This window comes from uncultured Clostridium sp. (genome assembly GCF_947039605.1).
GTDB lineage: Bacteria > Bacillota > Clostridia > Clostridiales > Clostridiaceae > Sarcina.
In genome coordinates this window covers 1-20,418 of record NZ_CAMQZG010000009.1, presented here as the reverse complement: position 1 = coordinate 20,418, position 20,418 = coordinate 1, and the positions used below count along the sequence as shown (strand labels likewise).

General features: G+C 29.0%; 27 protein-coding genes. All 27 read left to right on the top strand.

What is annotated here, in order from left to right; all coding sequences use genetic code 11:
- The first annotated feature begins 33 nt into the window (after nucleotides 1-33).
- The 27 genes from Q0V24_RS04830 (at nucleotide 34) to recN (ending at nucleotide 20,360) form a co-directional block, all read left to right on the top strand.
- Nucleotides 34-1,389, top strand: a complete 1,356-nt coding sequence (locus tag Q0V24_RS04830; RefSeq protein ID WP_297519116.1) for a GspE/PulE family protein — start codon at nucleotides 34-36, stop codon at nucleotides 1,387-1,389.
- The gene (locus Q0V24_RS04825) at nucleotides 1,382-2,419 is read left to right on the top strand and encodes a type II secretion system F family protein (RefSeq protein ID WP_297519115.1); all 1,038 of its coding nucleotides are present in this window, start codon (nucleotides 1,382-1,384) and stop codon (nucleotides 2,417-2,419) included. The genes Q0V24_RS04830 and Q0V24_RS04825 overlap by 8 nt, the downstream gene beginning before the upstream one ends.
- The gene (locus tag Q0V24_RS04820; protein WP_297519113.1) at nucleotides 2,412-2,825 is read left to right on the top strand and encodes a Tfp pilus assembly protein FimT/FimU; all 414 of its coding nucleotides are present in this window, start codon (nucleotides 2,412-2,414) and stop codon (nucleotides 2,823-2,825) included. The genes Q0V24_RS04825 and Q0V24_RS04820 overlap by 8 nt, the downstream gene beginning before the upstream one ends.
- Nucleotides 2,788-3,234 carry a hypothetical protein gene (locus tag Q0V24_RS04815; protein ID WP_297519111.1) on the top strand — a complete coding sequence of 149 codons (447 nt, stop codon included), beginning with the start codon at nucleotides 2,788-2,790 and terminating at the stop codon, nucleotides 3,232-3,234. Before Q0V24_RS04820 ends, Q0V24_RS04815 begins: the two co-directional genes overlap by 38 nt.
- Nucleotides 3,216-3,671, top strand: coding sequence for a hypothetical protein (locus Q0V24_RS04810; protein ID WP_297519109.1), 456 nt, complete (start codon nucleotides 3,216-3,218; stop codon nucleotides 3,669-3,671). The genes Q0V24_RS04815 and Q0V24_RS04810 overlap by 19 nt, the downstream gene beginning before the upstream one ends.
- Nucleotides 3,661-4,074 carry a hypothetical protein gene (locus Q0V24_RS04805; protein WP_297519107.1) on the top strand — a complete coding sequence of 138 codons (414 nt, stop codon included), beginning with the start codon at nucleotides 3,661-3,663 and terminating at the stop codon, nucleotides 4,072-4,074. Before Q0V24_RS04810 ends, Q0V24_RS04805 begins: the two co-directional genes overlap by 11 nt.
- A 243-nt stretch (nucleotides 4,075-4,317) precedes the next feature.
- Entirely contained in the window at nucleotides 4,318-4,878 is a 561-nt protein-coding gene (efp, locus tag Q0V24_RS04800; protein WP_297519105.1) for an elongation factor P, read from the top strand.
- Nucleotides 4,879-4,938: 60 nt separating this feature from the next.
- Entirely contained in the window at nucleotides 4,939-5,298 is a 360-nt protein-coding gene (locus Q0V24_RS04795) for a hypothetical protein (RefSeq protein WP_297519103.1), read from the top strand.
- A 136-nt stretch (nucleotides 5,299-5,434) separates the two neighbouring features.
- Nucleotides 5,435-6,319 carry a stage III sporulation protein AA gene (gene spoIIIAA, locus Q0V24_RS04790; RefSeq protein WP_297519101.1) on the top strand — a complete coding sequence of 295 codons (885 nt, stop codon included), beginning with the start codon at nucleotides 5,435-5,437 and terminating at the stop codon, nucleotides 6,317-6,319.
- Between the two features lie 13 nt (nucleotides 6,320-6,332).
- Nucleotides 6,333-6,851 (top strand): stage III sporulation protein SpoIIIAB, encoded by a 519-nt coding sequence (spoIIIAB, locus tag Q0V24_RS04785; protein WP_297519099.1) that lies wholly within the window; start codon nucleotides 6,333-6,335, stop codon nucleotides 6,849-6,851.
- 25 nt (nucleotides 6,852-6,876) lie between these two features.
- Complete coding sequence (spoIIIAC, locus tag Q0V24_RS04780; RefSeq protein WP_297519242.1) at nucleotides 6,877-7,074, top strand: stage III sporulation protein AC; 198 nt, start codon at nucleotides 6,877-6,879, stop codon at nucleotides 7,072-7,074.
- Between the two features lie 9 nt (nucleotides 7,075-7,083).
- The gene (gene spoIIIAD / locus Q0V24_RS04775) at nucleotides 7,084-7,467 is read left to right on the top strand and encodes a stage III sporulation protein AD (protein ID WP_297519097.1); all 384 of its coding nucleotides are present in this window, start codon (nucleotides 7,084-7,086) and stop codon (nucleotides 7,465-7,467) included.
- 7 nt (nucleotides 7,468-7,474) lie between these two features.
- Nucleotides 7,475-8,662 (top strand): stage III sporulation protein AE, encoded by a 1,188-nt coding sequence (spoIIIAE, locus tag Q0V24_RS04770; RefSeq protein WP_366938274.1) that lies wholly within the window; start codon nucleotides 7,475-7,477, stop codon nucleotides 8,660-8,662.
- A 3-nt stretch (nucleotides 8,663-8,665) separates the two neighbouring features.
- Complete coding sequence (gene spoIIIAF / locus Q0V24_RS04765) at nucleotides 8,666-9,220, top strand: stage III sporulation protein AF (RefSeq protein WP_297519095.1); 555 nt, start codon at nucleotides 8,666-8,668, stop codon at nucleotides 9,218-9,220.
- Between the two features lies 1 nt (nucleotide 9,221).
- On the top strand, nucleotides 9,222-9,833 hold the full coding sequence (gene spoIIIAG / locus Q0V24_RS04760) for a stage III sporulation protein AG (RefSeq protein ID WP_297519093.1): 612 nt from the start codon (nucleotides 9,222-9,224) through the stop codon (nucleotides 9,831-9,833).
- A 24-nt stretch (nucleotides 9,834-9,857) separates the two neighbouring features.
- On the top strand, nucleotides 9,858-10,376 hold the full coding sequence (locus tag Q0V24_RS04755) for a SpoIIIAH-like family protein (RefSeq protein WP_297519091.1): 519 nt from the start codon (nucleotides 9,858-9,860) through the stop codon (nucleotides 10,374-10,376).
- 89 nt (nucleotides 10,377-10,465) lie between these two features.
- Nucleotides 10,466-10,849, top strand: a complete 384-nt coding sequence (locus Q0V24_RS04750; RefSeq protein ID WP_297519089.1) for an Asp23/Gls24 family envelope stress response protein — start codon at nucleotides 10,466-10,468, stop codon at nucleotides 10,847-10,849.
- Nucleotides 10,850-10,960: 111 nt separating this feature from the next.
- Nucleotides 10,961-11,377 (top strand): transcription antitermination factor NusB, encoded by a 417-nt coding sequence (gene nusB, locus Q0V24_RS04745; protein WP_297519087.1) that lies wholly within the window; start codon nucleotides 10,961-10,963, stop codon nucleotides 11,375-11,377.
- 23 nt (nucleotides 11,378-11,400) lie between these two features.
- Nucleotides 11,401-12,237, top strand: a complete 837-nt coding sequence (locus Q0V24_RS04740; protein WP_297519085.1) for a tetrahydrofolate dehydrogenase/cyclohydrolase catalytic domain-containing protein — start codon at nucleotides 11,401-11,403, stop codon at nucleotides 12,235-12,237.
- Nucleotides 12,238-13,437, top strand: a complete 1,200-nt coding sequence (xseA, locus tag Q0V24_RS04735; protein WP_297519083.1) for an exodeoxyribonuclease VII large subunit — start codon at nucleotides 12,238-12,240, stop codon at nucleotides 13,435-13,437.
- Between the two features lie 11 nt (nucleotides 13,438-13,448).
- Nucleotides 13,449-13,667: an exodeoxyribonuclease VII small subunit gene (locus Q0V24_RS04730; RefSeq protein ID WP_297519081.1), complete on the top strand. Its 219-nt coding sequence runs from the start codon at nucleotides 13,449-13,451 to the stop codon at nucleotides 13,665-13,667.
- Nucleotides 13,667-14,542, top strand: a complete 876-nt coding sequence (locus tag Q0V24_RS04725; RefSeq protein WP_297519079.1) for a polyprenyl synthetase family protein — start codon at nucleotides 13,667-13,669, stop codon at nucleotides 14,540-14,542. Before Q0V24_RS04730 ends, Q0V24_RS04725 begins: the two co-directional genes overlap by 1 nt.
- 22 nt (nucleotides 14,543-14,564) lie before the next feature.
- Complete coding sequence (gene dxs / locus Q0V24_RS04720; protein WP_297519077.1) at nucleotides 14,565-16,430, top strand: 1-deoxy-D-xylulose-5-phosphate synthase; 1,866 nt, start codon at nucleotides 14,565-14,567, stop codon at nucleotides 16,428-16,430.
- A 76-nt stretch (nucleotides 16,431-16,506) separates the two neighbouring features.
- A complete protein-coding gene (locus Q0V24_RS04715) occupies nucleotides 16,507-17,316 on the top strand; it encodes a TlyA family RNA methyltransferase (protein WP_297519075.1) in 810 nt (269 codons plus the stop codon).
- 18 nt (nucleotides 17,317-17,334) lie between these two features.
- The gene (locus Q0V24_RS04710; RefSeq protein WP_297519073.1) at nucleotides 17,335-18,180 is read left to right on the top strand and encodes an NAD(+)/NADH kinase; all 846 of its coding nucleotides are present in this window, start codon (nucleotides 17,335-17,337) and stop codon (nucleotides 18,178-18,180) included.
- 1 nt (nucleotide 18,181) lies between these two features.
- A complete protein-coding gene (locus tag Q0V24_RS04705; RefSeq protein ID WP_297519071.1) occupies nucleotides 18,182-18,631 on the top strand; it encodes an arginine repressor in 450 nt (149 codons plus the stop codon).
- 19 nt (nucleotides 18,632-18,650) lie between these two features.
- Complete coding sequence (gene recN / locus Q0V24_RS04700; protein ID WP_297519069.1) at nucleotides 18,651-20,360, top strand: DNA repair protein RecN; 1,710 nt, start codon at nucleotides 18,651-18,653, stop codon at nucleotides 20,358-20,360.
- The last annotated feature ends 58 nt before the right edge of the window (nucleotides 20,361-20,418 follow it).

Sequence of the window (20,418 nt, the reverse complement as noted above, 5' to 3'; positions counted from 1 at the left end):
TGTCAATACTCTTATTAAAGGGGAGTGGATAAGATGAGTATTACAAGAGAAATAGTAGATTCTAAGTCAATGAGAAGAATTCCAAAAACAATGGCAAATAAACTTAATTTAGTTATAGGTAGAGATGAGAGTGATACCTTAATAGCTTTTACAGATAAGGTTACAGTAGATAAAAAATTATATTTAAATTTAGTCTTTTCAAGAGAAGTTGCTTTTAAGGAAATTGATAAAAGAAAAATAGCAACAATGTTAAAGGAATATAATGACGATAGAGATAAATTTCTTATGAATGATAATTATGTGGAAAAAGAACTAGATAAATTAATTGAGAGTGCAATAGATAAGGGAAGTAGTGATATACATATAGAGCCAGAGAAATATTATGCGAATATTAGATATAGAGTGAATGGGGATCTTGTATTTATAAATAGATTATCTAAAGAGGAGTATCACTCAATTATAAATAGAATAAAGGTACTAGCTTCTATGGATATAGCAAATAGACTTGAACCACAGGATGGGAAAATGTCTGTAAAATTAGTATCAGAGGTTTATGATGTGAGGGTATCAAGCATTCCTACAACAAATGGAGAAAAAATAGTTTTAAGAATTCTTTATAAAGATGAAAGTTTAAATAGAATAGAGAAGCTTAACTTTGATGACGAGCAGTTAGAAACAGTTAATAGATTATTACAACTTAAAAAAGGGATGATTATAGTAAATGGACCAACAGGCTCTGGAAAGTCTACAACTTTATATGCTTGTTTGAATAAACTTGATAAAAATAAGCTTAATATTTGTACAGTCGAAGATCCTGTTGAATTTGACCTTGAAAATATAACTCAAAGCAATGTAAATGAGCGAGTAGGTTTTAATTTTCATAAGGCACTTAAATATATTTTAAGACAAGACCCTGATGTTATATTAGTTGGTGAAATAAGGGATGAGCAGACTGCAAAAATGGCAACAAGGTCAGCTATAACAGGGCATAAAGTTTTATCGACTATTCATACATCAACTGGAAATGAAGTGTATTATAGACTTTTAAATATGGGGGTTGATAAGTATCTTTTAGATGAGGCACTTGTAGGGATTATTACACAAAGACTTATAAAAGTTTTGTGTGATGAATGTAAGGAAGAACATAGGTATGAGATTGATGGAAAGCAGCGCATTTTGTATAGAAATATAGGTTGCCCTATGTGTAATGGGACAGGATATTCAAGGAGAACTGTTGTTGCGGAGGTGATTGATTTAACTAAATATAAAAAAGGTGAGGTTCCTTGGGGAAAGCAAATTATAAAGTCACTTAGAAGACTTTTGTTAGATGGAAAAATAACTTTTGAAGATTATATTTTATTTAAAGAAAGTGAGGATTTAAGTGATTAAGTATAAAAGAAAACCAAGGCTAGATTATGAGAGTATAGTGTATATATCATCAAGTTTGGAGACTTATATATCTGCTGGGATAAATTTTGTTAGAGCATTAGAGCTTATAAATACTGGGCTTACAAAAAATGATTATAAATTATCTATACAAAGAGTAGCTAAAAGAATAAATGAGGGGGAAAGCATTGCTAGTGCTTTTCTAGAAGAGGAAGACTTATATACTTCTGTTTTTGCAGATATGCTTTTTGTAGCAGAGCAAAGTGGGCGGATAGAAAAAGTTCTTTATAACATGACTTTGCATTTTGAAAAGAAATTAAAACTTAGAAATGAAGTAAGACAAGCACTTATGTATCCACAATTTATATTTATTGCAATGTTTATAGTTTTTATTTTATTTTTAGATATAGTTCTACCAAATATAGTTTCTATGTATGAAAGTCTAGATGTAAAGATGTCGGGTATAACAAGTTTTTTGATTTCTGTTAATGGATTTTTTATGGAAAACAATATTTATATAGTTACAGCAATATTCTTATTGATAATATTTTTAATAGGATTATTAATAAAGAAAAAGTTAAATGGAAGAGATGTTTTTTCAAGGTTTACTATTAGAAAAAGATATAAAGAAATTAATCTTATAGGAATATTAAAACTGGTTTTAGAGAGTGGAATACCAATAGTTTATGCATTAGATAAATTATCGCATTCTATAACAGAAAATTATACTAGAGAATATATAAATTCAATTTTAATATCACTTAGAAATGGAAAGGATATTTATTATGCAATTGAGGAGATAGATGTTATTTCAGAAGTTAGTAAAAGTTTTATATTAAGTGGGGAGAATAGTGGAAAGCTAGATTCTACGATAACGAAACTATTAAATATTTTAGAGAGTAATTTTTCAAAGAAGTTAAAAGCTTATGTTTCAAAGATAGAGCCTATAAGTATATGTTTTTTAGGGTTTATGGTTTTACTTTTAATGCTCGCAATTTTTGTTCCAATGTATGAGTACATGCACTATGTCTAAAAAGGGAGTCACACTTATAGAAACTGTTGTGTATCTAGCACTTTTATCAGTAGTTTCTTTAATATTTATGGGAAGTATATCATATTATAAACAAAAACAAAGAGAAATTGCCTATGAGAGAGAAATTGAGAGTGTTAAACAATTTATAATACTTGAATGTATAGATTCAAGTAATAAAAATTTAGTTAAGCAAATAGGTATTACAAAAAATCAACTTTATAATAAATCAAGTGGTGAGAGAGTAAAAGTTAGTAGTCTTGAAATTGCTCTAGATGAGCTGATAGATAAACAGTTTATGATAAATAATGGTGAGATTACTAAAAGTTTTAAATTAAAGTTAAAAGGAAGAGAGGAAGAGGTATATATTATTGAAAGTTGTACAACCTGCAAGAAAATGCATATATAAAAAGAAAAAAGGATACTTACTTTTAGAATTAATTATTGGATTTGCAGTTGCAAGCATAATGCTTATTTGTGTTTGGAGCAGTTTTAACACAGCAATGAATGTAAATAAAAAATCTATGGAGAAAAAGAAGACATATAGTATTTTATATGCAATTGAAAAAGAATTAGATAGAAATGTATCATTTGATGAAATTTATAATTTAAAGGAAATTCGTGGACTTGGTTTAACTTCTAATGAGATAAAAAATTATATAAACATTGATTTTATAGAGGAAAAACTTGGAGAATTAAATGGGTTTTATATAGATTTTTCAGAGTTCAATGAGCTAGATGGGTATATCAATATAAGGATATATAAAGAAAATTATGAGATAGAGGTAAATAAATTTAAATGTATAGAGTTAGAGTAAAGAAGAAAGGTCATCTTATTTTAGAAGTTGTAATTTATATAAGTTTAGTGGGTATTTTAATGATACCAATAATGAATATAGGATTATTTCTTTTTAAAAATTATAATGAAGAAAAATTAGCACTAAAAAATAAAATAGCCTTTATACAAATCAATGATAGCGTAAAAAAATATATAGAGGCAGATGGAACAACAGGAATAAAAACTGATGAGGGAATTTCGGTAAGAAAGAGTAAAACAAGTAAGGAAGTTTATAGCCTTGAGGCACTAGAAACTGGACTTATAGTAAAGTTGTTTGATAAAAATGGTCATTGGAATAAGAGTATTACGATAGACCATAATATTGAGGATATAAAAATAAGTCAGAATGAAAATATATTTTATATTGAATATATATTTGATAATGGATATAAGGATATAGGTGTTTATGAAAGATAAAAAAGGATTTGTTGTATTGCAACTGAGCATATTTTTAGGACTATTAGCATTTATAGGGCTTATGATTTTTGAGATACAGGTAGATAAGAAAAAATTTATAGATGTTAGTAGCAATAAAGATGTTGATGAAAAAAATGATGAACTAAATATCGGAAAGGCTACAACAAAATTTAAAGAAAAGATTGAGCTGAGTAATTTAACAGAAACTGAACTTTTAAAGCAATATTCAGAGTTTCCATATAATGAGTTTGATATTAAAATTTACTATGATTTAGAAGAAAAATTGTTTATAGCAAAAAAAAATAAAAGTTATGGAAATATGTGCATAGAATATTATGATTATGAGGTAGAATTATGTTCAGATAATGATATAATAAAGATAGTAAAATTTTATAAGGTTTAATTTAACTTATGTGCTTAATAAATACAATAATGTGATTATATAGAAAGATAATATAATATTTCTTAAAATAATTGCATTTAGAATTACTATTTGATAGAATTAAGATTGTTGCTTTGCATAAGGCAGGAATTATTATCAAAGTTATTTATAGTATAATTTATTACTACATATAAGTTTTTGTATTAATCATAATATAAAGGTTATACTATAAATGAATTTATAGATTTTGGAGGGATATTCAATATGATATCAGCAGGTGATATAAGAAAAGGAACAACTTTTGAGATTGAGGGACAAGTATTTACAGTAATAGAGTTTTTACATGTTAAACCAGGTAAAGGTGCAGCATTCGTAAGAACTAAAATGAGAAACGTTATCGCAGGTGGGGCAGTTGATAGAACTTTCAACCCAACAGATAAGTTACAAGAAGCTGTAATAGAAAGAAAGGAAATGCAATATCTTTATTCAGATGGAGAGCTATACTACTTCATGGACAATGAGACTTATGAGCAAATCCCACTTAACTATGAAAAAGTTGAAACAGCAATCAAATACTTAAAAGAAAACATGTCAGCAATAATTAAATTCTACAAAGGTGATGCGTTCTCAGTTGAAGCACCAAACTTTGTTGAGTTAGAAATTACACAATGTGATCCAGCAGTAAAAGGTAATTCAGCAAATAATGCTTTAAGACCAGCTATTCTTGAGACAGGAGCAACTTCAATGGTACCAATGTTCATCGAACAAGGTGATGTTATTAGAGTTGATACTAGAACTGGTGAATACATGGAAAGAATAAAATAACAAAAAGATAATGCTAAGTTCTTTTGAACTTAGCATATTTAATATAAGGAAGTGTATAAAATGGAAAATATTCGTGAAGACTTAACTAATTTAAAGCTTATATTAGATGATAATAAAGATTTGAATAATGAGTTTAATCGTAAACTTTTGGATCTTGTAGATGGATTATTTGATACTATAGAAGGAATGGCAGTTAATTTAGAAAGTGTTACAGAGGATGTATCATTAATAAATGATGACCTATCAGATGTTCAAGAGGAACTTTTTGAAGAAGTAACTTTAGAAGATTTAGAAGAAGAGGATGACGATTATGTAGAGGTTAAATGTCAAAGTTGTGAGAAGCCAATATATGTTGAAAATTCAGTTCTTAAAAACAAAGAAAAAATTTCATGTCCATATTGTACAAATCAAATAAATTAGAAAAAAAGGATATCGAAATCGATGTCCTTTTTTTATTTTTAAACTCTACATAATTTTTTGTAGAGTTTTTTTTATTTAAAGGAATATTTTTTTATGTAAAGTAGTATTAATTTAAAGAGGTGAAAGGAGGGAGGAAATGGATAAAATTCTAAGACTTTTACCAAAAGGGATATCAAATAGCGTTATGGAGCTAAAAGAAAAAGCTAGTATAGAAGAAATAAGACTTAGTATAGGAAAAAAACTTAGGATAATAGTTAAAGGGCAAGAAGTTGTAAAACCTTATGTTGTAACAAATGAAGATATTAAAATAATAATTCAAAAGATAAGTAATTATTCATTATATGCGGTTGAAGAAGAGATAAGACAAGGATACATAACAATAGAAGGGGGGCATAGAGTAGGGCTTGCAGGACAATGTATAATACAAAATAATACAATAAAGACAATAAAACATATAAGTTCACTTAACATAAGAGTAGCAAGAGAGATAATAGGATGTTCAGATAAAATAATGAAATATATAATTTCAGGAAAAAATATTAAAAATACACTTATAATATCTCCACCAAGATGTGGGAAAACAACTCTTTTAAGAGATATAAGTAGAAATATATCCAATGGATACAAACCACTTGCTTTAAATGGGAAGCGAGTTGTGATTATTGATGAACGAAGTGAGATTGCATCATGTTATAGAGGTGTAGCACAGATGGATGTTGGTGAAAGAACAGATATATATGATAACTGTTTAAAAGGAGAAGGTCTTATGATGGCAATAAGAACAATGTCTCCAGATGTAATTATTTGTGATGAAATAGGAAGCAGCAAAGACATTGAAGGTATAATTATGGCCTACAACTCAGGAGTTAATGTTATATGTACTCTTCATGGAAATAACATAGAAGATTTATATAAAAGGGATATTTTTAGAGATATTCTAAACCAGAAACTTATAGAAAAAGTAATCTTGCTTAGTGCTAGAGATGGTGCAGGACATATAGAGGAAGTTTATGATGTCTAGCTAGGAGGAAAAAATGTTTAAAATAATTGTACTAGTTTTGATAGTAATATTATGTAGCTTCATTGGATATTTATATGGAGAAGAGTTTAAAAAAAGATATTTAGAATTATCAGAGCTTATGAGAAGTCTTATAGATATGGAAAATGAAATACTTTATAGTTATAGACCGCTTCCAGACGTTCTAGCAGGGATTTCTAATAAATCAAATGGTGTAGTAAGTAATTTATTCGCAGAAGTGTCAGAACTTCTTATACGAGGTGATATAGACAATGTAAATTCTGCATTTAGATATTCGCTAAATAATCAAAAAAATGAAATGGCTATGACAAAGGAAGATTTCACTATAATTCTTGATTTGTCAAAATCGTTAGGAGATACAGATATAACAGGACAAGGGCAAATATTTTTATTAGCTAAGGACAAGTTAGATAGAGTTATAGATTCAGCAGAAAAAGATTATAGAACAAATTGCAAAATGTATAAAACTCTAGGTATCGGTATTGGAGTAATGATAGCTATTTTTTTAATTTAAATATTACTTAGGATAGGGGGAAATAATTTTGGATTTAGATTTAATTTTTAAACTTGGTGGAGTTGGCATAATGCTTGTAATTTTAGATAAGGTATTATCTTCAAGTGGAAAGGGTGAGATAGCAACTTTAATAAATTTAACAGGGATAATAATAATATTAACAATGGTAATTGGACTTATAAGCAATTTATTTAACTCAGTAAAAACAATGTTTTTTATGTAGGTGGTGACTATGGAAATAATTAAAGTAGTTAGCTTTGTATTTGTAGCACTTTTCTTTTATATCATTCTTAAAGAAAGTAAAAGTGCAGTTGCATTTGGTCTTGTTCTTGCAGCAGGAATTGCTGTGTTTATATTTATGGTGCCACAGCTTCAAGAGATTATTATATTTGTTAGAGATATGGCAACAAAGGCTGGAGTAGATATTGTCTATATAGAAATTATTATGAAAATAATAGGAATATCCTATATAGCTTCATTTTGTATTGAATTATGCAAGGATTCAGGTTCTGGTATTTTAGCATCAAAAGTAGAATTTGCAGCAAAAATATTAATATTAGTTCTTGCAATACCAATACTTGCAGCCGTTTTAAATTCTATTCTAAAGATAATGTAGGTGTTTTATGAATAAAAGATTTATGAGATTTGTCTTGAGCTTTTTATTTGTATTTGGAGGTATTTCATCAATGGCCTTTGCAGAAGGTACAGATGTTAAGTCAAATTTTGAAGATACAAAAAAAGAACTTGAGTCAGATAAAAGTATAGAAAGATTTTATGATTATGTTAATGAACTTAATCTAGAGGGAGAACTTATAGAGGGAATGAGAGTTAGCGAGTATGTTGATAAATTCCTAGATACAGGAGAATCACCAGTCGAGATAAGTGCTATTTTAAAAGGGATAGTAGACTATATGTTTAAGGAAGTAGGGCTAGTATTTAAGCTCTTAATGTCAGTCTTAGTAATCACACTGCTTAGTGCGCTACTTAAAAATCTACAATCAGCATTTAGTAGTGGAGGGATTTCTAATATAGCATTTTTTGCATGTTATGCATTAACAATAATGCTTTTAACATCAAGTTTTATATTAGGACTTAACATAGCAAAGAATGTGATACAAATGCTTATAGATTTTATGGTTGTTTTAATGCCTGTATTAGTATTTTTGCTATCAACAGCAGGAGGCATAACTTCAGCGGTGACTATAGACCCAGTAGTGGTTTTACTTGTTTCATTGACACCTAAAATTTATATAGATTTTATATTTCCTATGATACTTATGTATTTTGTTCTTCAGTTTGTAAATAATCTTACTAATGAACATAAGATTAGCAATGTATGTAAACTTGTAAAACAAATAGCAATGTGGTCACAAGGAATAGTTTTAACAGTATTTGTTGGAATTATTGCAATTAGAGGAATTAGTGCAAATACTATAGATGCAGTGACACTTAAAACAGCCAAATTTGCGGTAGATAATTTTGTGCCAATAGTAGGAAAATCATTTTCAGATGCAATAACGACTGTTGCAGGATATTCACTTGTCCTAAAAAGTGCGGTGAGTTCAGTTGGGCTTATTGTAGTTATAGGAATAATATTATATCCAATTATAAAAATGATAATGATGATATTTGCATACAGAGTAACTTCAGCAGTTATACAGCCAGTAGCAGATAGTAGAATGGTTTCAGCAATTGATTCAGTAGGAGATGCTATGACTATGGTTTTATCGTGTGTTGTAAGCATTAGTGTAATGTTCTTTATAATAATAGCAATTATGTCCTCAGCTGGACGGTTTGTTGTAGGAGGATAGAATATGGATTATTTAAAAGAGTTTGTTATAACACTTACAACAGTAAGTATATTTATTGTTGCAGTAGAACTTATACTTCCAGATAATAGCCTTAAAAAATATCAAAATTTTATATTATCACTAATAATGCTTGCAGTTATGCTTACACCTATCATTAAAATTTTTAATTCAGATAAAGACCTGTCAAGAGAAATTCAGGCAGCGATAGATAAGGAATTTAAAGTTAATGGAGAAGAAAGTTTTTATGAGGGAGAAACAAGTAGTTCATTTATAGTTTCAAGACTTGAGGATAACTGCAAAATAGTTTTAGAAGAAAAGTTTGATGGTTATAAATTTACAGTTGTAATTGATGGGAAAGTTGATTTAGATGATTTTCAAATGTCATTTAATGAAGTAATAGTAAAAGTTAAAGAAAAAGAAAATGGGAATGTAGAAAAAGTTGAAGAAATTAGTATTGGTGAAGAGAAAGTAGAAAGTGAAGTTTCTAAAGAAATAAAAAAATATATGGCAGATGAACTTAAAATAGATGAAAAAATAATAAGTGTGGTGGAGGAATAAGATGGACAAGGATAAGTTTAATTCTTTTTTAGAGAAGATAAGTAAAAATAAAAAAATAGCACCATTAGTGATACTAGTTTTGATATTAATTTTAGTATGTTTTTCTTTGTCATATTTGAAAGATGTAAATAATATATCTAACAGTGAGAAGAATAATTTAAATGGTAATGCAGAAGTTGACTTTACACAAGCACCAGTTATAGATCATGAATATGAGCAAGTTGAAACAAAAGAACTTCAAGAGATACTTTCAAAAATTGAAGGGGTAGGTACAGTTGAAGTAAAGCTTAGATTTGGTGGCAGTGAGATAAAAGTTCCAGCTACTGATAGTAATAGTCAGCAAAGCAAAACAGAAGAAGTTGATAGTGAAGGAGGGCAAAGGGTAAACAATGAGGCTACAGACGGTGATAAAGTAGTTATGAAAAATGATGATGGAGGAAATGCTCCATATATTTTAGAAACTAAAAAGCCAGAAGTTATAGGTGTTATGGTAGTTGCAGAAGGTGCAGGGAATAGCAAAATAAAATATGAAATAGGTAAAGCAATTTCTAGTTTGTATGACATAAGTTTGGAAGATGTAAGCATTTTTTCAATGGAAGAAGAAAATAAATAAAACATAATTTACGGGGGTATTGAGATGAATAATAAAGGTATAAACAGTAAACAGGCAATGATAATAGTAACATTAATGGTATTAATATTAGGTGTTGGGGCATTAGCTACTAATGTAAACAATAGACTTTCAGATGGCGATTTAGCACTTACAATGAAAGAGCAAACAGAGGGTGCTGATAAAGGAGTAGAAACAACAAATGCAGATTATTTCTATGAGACAAGAAGTGTAAGAGAGCAAGAAGATGAAAGAGCTATCCAAACATTAAAAACAATCATAGCAGATGAAAATACTTCAAAAGAACAAAAAGATTCAGCAACAGAAAAGTTATCAGCTAAAACAACAAATAGAGATTTAGAGAGCAGAATAGAACTTAATATAAAAAGTAAAGGATATAAGGATGCAATCTGTTTCCTTGACGCAGAAAAAGCTAGAGTTGTGGTTTCACAAGCACAAGCACTTACAGAAGAACAAGTTATAGAGATTCAAGATATAGTTAAAAATGTTTCAAAGGTATATGATGTACAGATTGAAGCTAAATAATTAATTGTATTGTAATAGCATATTTGATATAATGTAGCTATAATTAACAAGTTTTAGTGGTTAAAACTAAAGTAGGAGGGTTCACTTTTATGGATCAAATGAATAAAGAGAATACTAACCTAGGAATAGTTAAGATTTCTGACGAGGTAATAGGCGTTATATCAGCTATTGCTGCTTCTGAAATAGATGGTATAGTTGAAGTAGATACAAAAGGACTAGCACATAAGATAAAAAGCAAAAAGCATCTTGGAAAAGCTGTTAAGGTTAACATGGATACAGATGCTGCTGTAATTGAAATAGCTGTTGCGGTAAAATATGGAATAAATATTCCGGGCGTAATTAGTGAAGTTCAAGAAAATATCAAAAGAACTGTTGAAGCAATAACAGGTCTTAGTGTTAAGCTAGTTAACGTAGTAGTTCAGAATATAGTTATTTCTAAGAATGAAGAACCGAAAGAAATTAAAGAGAAATAAAAGACACCCTCTGATTACAGAGGGTGTTTGCTTGTTGACAAAATAGGGCAAGATAATATATAACTAACTAAGATGTAGTTTAAAAGTAACTGAAAACCTAGGAGGAGAATTATGAATAGAAAAAAATCAAGAGAGTATTTAATGCAATTAGTTTATCAAATGGCAATCACTAAGGAAAGTGCTGGTGAAACATTTGACTCATTTATGGAAAATGAAGAAATAGACAAAAAAGGAATAGATTTAACATACATAAAATCATGTTTAATAGGAATAATGAGAGAGCAAGAGACAATAGATGAAAAAATATCAGAAAACTTAGTAGAATGGAGAATTGGAAGACTTTCTAAAGTAAATCTTTCAATCGCTAGAATAGCAGTATATGAAATGTTATTTTACAAAGAGGATGATATTCCAGCAAAAGTTGCTATTAATGAAGCAATAGAAATTTGCAAACAATTCTCAGATGAAAAATCTGTTGCATTTATAAATGGATTATTAGACAAGATTTATAAAAAATCAATGAATTAATTTTAAAGGTAGGGTTTGAGTTTATGGGGGCAATAATCAATGGTAAGAAAATATCTGAAGACATAAAATCAGATATAAGGGTATTTATAAATGGGTTAAAAGAAGAAAAAAAATCTCTTCCTAAAATAGCATCTATATTAGTAGGAGAAGATGGAGGTTCTATTTATTATCAGAACTTCCAAGAAAAGATGGCTAATGATTTAGGAGTTAAGTTTGAAAAAATAAGACTTTCTAATGATATAGATAAGAGAGAACTAAAAATTTTAATAGAAGAGTTAAATGTTAATGAAGAGGTAAATGGAATAATATTGCTTTTACCTCTTCCTAAACATATCAATGAATCTGAAATAACAAATTTAATAAATCCGAGTAAAGATATAGACTGTTTATCAGAAAGAACAGTAGGTAGATTTTATAAGGGTGAAAAAAGTTATAAACCTTGCACTCCTTATAGTGTTATAACATTACTTAAAAGTTATAATATTGATTTAGAAGGTGCGAATGTAGCAATAATAGGAAGAAGTAATATAGTTGGTAAACCTCTTGTTCAAATGTTTTTAAATGAAAATGCGACAGTTACAATATGTCATTCAAGAACTAAAAATTTAAAAACTGTTACAAAAGGTGCTGATATAGTTATAGCAGCTATTGGAAAACCTAATTTTGTGGATAGTTCATTTATTAGTGAAAATGCAATTGTAATAGATGTTGGAACAACTAAATTTGAAGGTAAAATAACTGGAGATGTTAACTTTGATGAGGTAAAGGATAAGGCAAGTTTAATAACACCTGTTCCAGGTGGAGTGGGAGCTCTAACTACAACGTTATTATTTAAAAATCTTTGTGAGGGAATGAAGTAAATGAAATTAAAGACTTTAACAGTTACAGAAGCAAGTAATTATTTGAAAAGAATAATTGACAATGATTTTATTATGAATAATCTTTCTGTAAAAGGTGAAGTATCAAACTTAAAGTTTCATTCAAGTGGACATATATATTTTTCATTAAAAGATGGAGAAAGTAAAATTAACTGCGTTATGTTCAAAAGTGACGCGGTTAATTTAAATTTTTTGCTGGAAAATGGTATGGAAGTAAGTGCTAAGGCAAGACTTTCAGTATACATAAAAGAAGGAAGTTACCAGCTTTATTGTAGAGAAATCTCTAGTCTTGGAATTGGTGAACTTTTTGAAAAGTTTGAGAAAATGAAAAAGGAACTAGAAAGAGAAGGGATTTTTGAGAGTGCGTATAAAAGAGCTATTTCAAAATTTCCAAAGAGGATAGGTGTCATAACATCACCAACAGGAGCAGCTGTGAGAGACATAATACAGGTTATAAAGAGGAGAAATCCCAATGTAGATGTTATTATATATCCAGCAAAGGTTCAGGGGATAGGAGCAGCTGATACGCTTATTGATGGTATTCAATATTTTAATCGAAAAAGTAATATTGATACGATAATAATAGGTCGAGGTGGTGGGTCTATTGAAGAACTTTGGGCTTTTAATGATAAAGAACTTGCTTATGAAATATTTAATAGTAAGATTCCTGTAATATCAGCAGTTGGTCATGAAACAGATTTTACAATTTGTGATTTTGCAAGTGATCTAAGAGCGGCAACACCATCTGCAGCAGCAGAAATAAGTGTGCCTATTATAGACGATGAAAAAAGAAAGATTAAAAGTTTAGAGAGTATTTTAAATAGAGATTTGGTAAGAATCATAGAGAGAGAAAATATAAATCTTGCACATATAGGAAAAATATTAGAAAATAATCACCCAAGTAAGGTTCTTGAGCGAGAATCAGAAAAGTTAAATAACTTTAGCAAGGATTTAAATAGACTAATCACATCTAAAATAGATGTAGAAAAAAATAAAATAATTACATGCAATAAGGTATTAACTAGTATGAATCCGCTTAATGTTTTAGATAGAGGGTTTTCTATTATAAGCAATGAGGATGGAAAAGTATTAAATACTATAAAAGAACTTACTGATACCGAGAAGATTAATATAAAAATGACTGATGGCGAAGCAAGGGGATTATTTGAAATTTTAAAATAGAGGTGAATTCTATGGCGAGAAAAGCAGATAGTTATGAAGAAACTTATGAAAAGTTAGAAGAAATTATAAATGGTATGGAGAGAGGGGAACTTTCTCTTGATGAATCAATCAAAAATTATGAAGAAGGCGTAAAACTTTTAAATAAACTCTACAAGAAGTTGAATTCTGTCGAAGGAAAAATTAAAATAGTAAATAATGGAGCAGAACAAAATTTTGGAGGAGAAGAGTAATGAGTTTAATAAACCTTAAAGATAAAATTGATTTGAGTCTAAAAAAGTACTTTGAGGATAAAGGTAGCTATAACAAGGATGTATATAAAGCTATGGCATATAGTGTTGAAATTGGTGGGAAAAGAGTAAGACCAATTTTAACAGTGCTTACTTATGGAATATACAAAGATAGTATCGAGGATGTAATGCCTCTTGCTATAGCTATGGAGATGATCCATACATATTCTTTAATACATGATGATCTTCCTGCAATGGATGATGATGTATTAAGAAGAGGAAAACCAACGAGTCATGTTGTTTTTGGAGAAGCTCTTGCAATACTTGCAGGAGATGCTCTTTTAAACGAAGCTATGAATATACTTTTTGATTACTCATTAGAGTATGGAAAAAATGCTATAAGAGCTTCAAAGGTTATATCAAATGCAGCTGGTGCAGATGGTATGATAGGTGGTCAGGTTGTAGATATACAGTCTGAGGGCAAAGGTAGTAAATTAACTTTAGAAGAACTAAATTATATGCATAAAAATAAAACTGGGGCACTAATAAAGGCTTCCATTTTAGCTGGTGCTATAATGGCTGGAACTAATGATAGCGATATAAAAAAATTATCTTTATTTGGAGAAAAACTAGGGCTTGCTTTTCAAATAAAAGATGATATTTTAGATGTTACACAAACGACAGAAATTTTAGGTAAAACAGCAAACAGTGATATTGAAAATGAAAAAACTAATTATATATCTTTATATGGATTAGAGAAATGTCAAATGTTATGTGAGCAGTTAACGAATGAATGTATAGAATTGTTAAACAGTATAGAGGGAAATATTGAAATGCTAAAGGAATTAACTTTGATATTACTTAAGAGAAAAAATTAGTTGAAAAGGATTTGATATTTAAATGATAGAGATATTAAACAATTCTAAGGGGAAATACAAAATAAAAGATTTAAAGGAAAAAGAATTAGAAATTCTAGCACAAGAAATAAGAGAATTTTTAATTAATAATATATCAAAGACAGGAGGACATTTAGCTTCAAATTTAGGTGTTGTAGAAGTAACATTAGCACTTTTCAAAAACTTTAATTTTGATAATGATAAAGTTATATGGGATGTGGGACATCAAAGTTATGTTCATAAGCTAATAACAGATAGAAAAGATGATTTTTCTACACTAAGACAATATAATGGGCTAAGTGGATTTCCAAAAAGAATAGAGAGCAAATATGATTTTTTTGATACAGGTCATAGCAGTACATCTATATCAGCAGCTATTGGGATGGCAAGAGCAAGAGATATTAGAAAAGAAGATTCTAATGTAATAGCAGTAATTGGTGATGGAGCTTTAACAGGGGGAATGGCTTTAGAAGCATTAAATGATATAGGGTATAATAAAACAAAGATGATTGTTATTTTAAATGATAACCAAATGTCTATTTCGCAGAATGTTGGTGGCCTATCTGCCCATCTTAATAAAATTAGAGCAGATAGAGGTTATAATAAATTAAAGGCAGAAATTAATGCTACATTAAGTTCTAGTCATGTAGGAAAAAATATTGCACACTCACTTGGGAAAATTAAGGGGAGTATAAAACAATTAGTTATTCCTAGTATGATATTTGAAGATATGGGACTTAAATATTTTGGACCAATAGATGGACATGACTTAAAAGAATTAAATGAGGTAATAGAAACTGCAAAAGAGATAGATGGACCAGTAGTTATTCATGCAATAACACAAAAAGGAAAAGGATATAATTTTGCAGAAGAAAATCCGAATAAGTTTCATGGAGTAGGTCCTTTTGATTATTCAAGTGGAGAAATGCTAAAAGTATCAAAGACTAAGCAAAATTATTCAAATGCATTTGGAGATGCAATGATTAAGATTGCAAAAGAAGATAAAGATGTAGTGGCTATAACAGCAGCTATGCCAGATGGAACCGGGCTTAAAAGCTTTTCTAAAGAGTACAAAGATAGATTCTTTGATGTTGGAATTGCAGAACAGCATGCAACAACAATGGCAGCAGGGATGGCACTTTCAGGATTAAAACCTGTCTTTGCAGTATACTCAACATTTCTTCAAAGAGCATATGATCAAGTTATACATGATGTATGTATTCAGAAACTGCCAGTAGTTTTTGCTATTGATAGAGCAGGGATAGTTGGAGAAGATGGAGAAACTCATCAAGGGATGTTTGATGTATCATTTTTAGGAATTATTCCTAATATGACTATACTTGCACCAAAAATGATTGAAGAAGTCGAAGGTATTTTAAAATGGGCAGTTGATTTTAATAAACCTGTTGCTATAAGATACCCTAGAGGGACCGATTATGAAGATTTAGATTTTAAGCCTTTAAGTGAAATTAATTTAGGAAAATGGGAAACAATAAAAGAAGGTGAAAAACTTGCAATAATAGCTAGTGGGAAAATGTTGCAACATGCTAGTATAGCTGTGAACCATATTGACAATAATGAAAGTATAGAAATTATAAATTCTACATTCATTAAACCTATAGATACAAAACTAATAGATTCTTTAAATGAAAGAGGAATGGACATCTTAGTAATTGAAGATGGTGTATTAAGAGGTGGAATGGGAGAGGGTATAATATCTTATCTTAATAATAAAAATTACACAAGAAGAATTGAATGCATAGGCTATGATGATAAATTTATAGTACATGGAAAAGTAGATATGTTATATAAAGAAAATAATTTAGACCCAGCTAGTATAAAAGATAAAATTTTAGAACTACTAAAATAGATATTAATAAAAGGGAATGGATTAATTATAGATATTTTAACAGATCTTTTAATCAAAAGTTAAAGGAGAAAATGATATGGCGAAGAAAAAAGAAAGATTAGATGTTCTTTTAGTAGAAAAGGGATTATTTGAATCAAGAGAGCAGGCAAAAAGAAGCATAATGGCAGGAGAAATCTTTATTGATGATAGAAGATTTGATAAAGCAGGAGATAAAGTAGATATAGAAGCTAATATAGTATATAAGGGGTCAAAGATGCCTTATGTAAGTAGAGGTGGATATAAACTAGAAAAAGCAATAAAAGAATTTGGAATAAACCTTAAAGATACAATGTGTATGGATATAGGAGCGTCAACAGGTGGTTTTACAGATTGTATGCTGCAAAATGGAGCACAAAGAGTTTATGCTATAGATGTTGGATATGGACAGTTTGCATGGAAGCTTAGAGTTGATGAGAGAGTTGTTTGTTTAGAGAGAACAAATGTAAGATATGCAACTAAAGAACAAGTTCCAGATGCTTGTGATTTTGCATCAATAGATGTATCATTTATATCACTTAAAACAATAATGCCAGCTGTTGTAAGTCTTTTAAAAGAAGATGGAGAAATTATGGCACTTATTAAGCCACAATTTGAAGCAGGTAGAGAGAAAGTTGGTAAAAAGGGTGTTGTAAGAGACCCTGCAACTCATAAAGAAGTTATAGAGAAGATAGTAAATTATGCACTTGACCATAATTTAAAAATATTAAATATAGATTTTTCTCCTATTAAAGGACCAGAGGGAAATAGAGAATATCTTATTTATCTTAAAAAAGTAAATGAAAAACAAGAAGATTTTGATTTTACTATAATTGATAACATTGTAAATGCATCACATATAGATTTATAAGTAAAGGGAGAGAGTATTATGAAAAAAGTTGGAATTTTAATCAATAAAACAAAAGACCAAACAGGTGAAATTGAAAAATTAATTATTGAAAAAACCAACAAATACTTGAAACCAAATGAGATTATTGTTATGGGACATCTTGAAGGTGTAGAAGAAGATTCATTGAGAGATATGGATATATTGATGGTTTTAGGTGGCGATGGTACATTACTTGGTACGGCTAGAAATTATGCTCACATTATAAAATGTCCTATTTTAGGAATAAATATAGGGACGCTTGGTTTTATATCAAGTATTGAACTTGCAGAAATAGATATAGCTTTGCAAAATATAAGTGATTATAATTATAGTATAGAAGAAAGAATTATGATAAAAACATTAATAAATGGAAAAGAGTTTGACGCTAATAGAGCTTTAAATGATGTTGTGATTGCAAGAGGAACTCTTTCAAGAATGACAGAATATGATGTGTTTGTTAATAAAGAGAGGTATACCTCATTTAATGGAGATGGAATAATAGTTTCAACACCAGTTGGATCTACAGCGTATTCATTATCAGCTGGAGGACCACTGATAAGTCCAGATTTAGATTTGATATCAATAGTGCCTATATGCTCACATAATCTTAATACAAGACCTCTTATTGTAAGTGGAAATAGTGAAATAATTATACTACCAGCAATTGAAGAGGAAATATATTTGACAATTGATGGACAAAAGTCTATAAAACTTAAAAGTAATGATGAAATAAAGATTCAAAAAGCCCATACTACGTTTAAAGTTATATCTTTTAAAGAAAAAAAATATTTTGAAATTTTAAGAAAAAAAATATTTTGTAGAGAACAAAAAGTAAAGGGGTTATAGTATGAAATCAAAAAGGCATTCTAAAATAATTGAAATAATAAATCAAAAAGTAATAGAAACTCAAGAAGACCTTGCAGATGAACTGAAAGATTCAGGATTTGATGTTACACAAGCAACGGTATCAAGAGATATAAAGTCATTGAAACTTATAAAAACCCAAGATTCAAGGGGGAAATATAAATATTCTATAATAAAGAATGAAACTAATGATATTGTAGATAAACTTACAAATATTTTAAAGAATACCGTTGATAGTGTAGAGTCTATAAATAATATAGTTGTAGTTAAAACATTAGCAGGGTCTGCTAGCGCTGCAGCTGAAGCTATTGATAGTTTATCACTAGGAGAAGTTGCAGGTACAATAGCAGGGGATAATACAATATTTATCTTATTAAGAGATAATGATAAGTCAGAAGAACTTGTTAAAAATATAAAAAAAATGATAGATTAAAATATTTTGGGGGTGTAACATGCTTCTGCAAATATCAATAGAGAATTTTGCTCTTATAGAGAAAATTAGCCTAGATTTTAAAGAAGGATTTAATATATTATCAGGTGAAACAGGAGCAGGAAAGTCTATATTAATAGATTCTATAAATTATGTCCTAGGAAGTAAATTCAATAAGGACCTTATAAGAATAGGAGCAGATAAAACATTTGTTGAAGGTGTTTTTTCGATAGATAATAACTTAAAGCTAAAAGAGGTACTAGAGCAATTAGAAATAAAATTTGATGATGTTCTAATTATATCTAGGGAAAGTTCTAACAATGGGAAAAATATAAGTAAGGTAAATGGTAAATCTTTAATATTAAGCGATATTAGAAGAGTAACTAGTAGACTTGTAGATATACATGGTCAACATAATAATCAAAACTTACTTAATAAAGAAATGCATATATATTACTTAGATTCATTTTGTGATGAAAGCTTTAATAAAAAACTAAAGAAATATCAACTAGAATATGAAAATCTTAAAGCTATTAATAAAAAAATTTCTGAGTTAAGTAAAGAAGGTAAGAATGAAAAACTTATAGATTATCTAGAGTTTCAACTTAAAGAGATTAAAAGTGCAGAGCTAAAGGTTGGAGAAGAAGAAGAGTTAAGAGAAAGATTTAATATTTTATCAAACTCGGAAAAGATAGGAAGAGTACTTTCAAGTTCATATGGAAAATTAGATGGTGATGCTTTAAATGGACAATCTATAATAGAGTGTATGTCTGATATAAATAAAGAACTTGCAAGTGTAGAAATTCATTCAAAAAAAATTGAAGAGATAAACTCAAGAATAAATAGTCTTTACTATGAACTTGAGGAGCTTGCTAGAGAAATATCAGATGAAAATTCAAATATTAATTACAATGATGCAGAACTTGATGAAATTAATAGTAGATTATATCAGATTGCAGCTATTGAAAGAAAATATGGTGAATCGGAGGAAGCTGTTTTAAACTATGCAAGAGAGTTAGAAGTTCAATTATCAGAAATGCTTGATTGTGAAAAAATAATTGAAGAACTAAAAGAAAAAAGAAAACTTCAAATTATTAAATTAGATAAAGTAGCTATGGAAGTTCATAAGATACGAAGTCAGGCAGCAATATTATTAAGAGATAGTGTTAAAGCAGAGTTTGCATATATAGGTCTTGGAAAATGTATATTTGAGGTTAGTGTAACATTAACTTCTGAATTTAATGAACTTGGGAAAGATAAGGTACAGTTCTTGATATCAACTAACCCAGGTCAACCAATAAAACCTATGGAAAAAATAGTTTCTGGTGGAGAGCTATCAAGAATAATGTTAGCTATGAAGACTGTATTTATCGATAAAGATAATATACCTACGGTTGTTTTTGATGAAATTGATACAGGGATTAGTGGTCAAATTGCACAAAGTGTTGCAGAAAAAATGTATGAGATATCATTAAAACATCAAGTTTTTTGTATAAGTCATTTACCACAAATTGCGAGTATGTCAGATAATCACTATTTTGTATCTAAAGATATAAAAGATGATAAGACATTCTCTAGAGTGACTAAGGTTGATACAGAGAAAAAAATAATAGAAATAGCAAAAATGTTAGGTGGAGTTAAATTAACTGAAAGCACAATCGCAAATGCGAGAGAGATGGTTACTTTAACTGAATATAAAAAAATAGAAATAAAAGATAGAATTACTAATTAGTAATTCTCAGGACGTCGACAAACTACAATGTCGATGTCCTTTTTTTTGTTTTTCGATT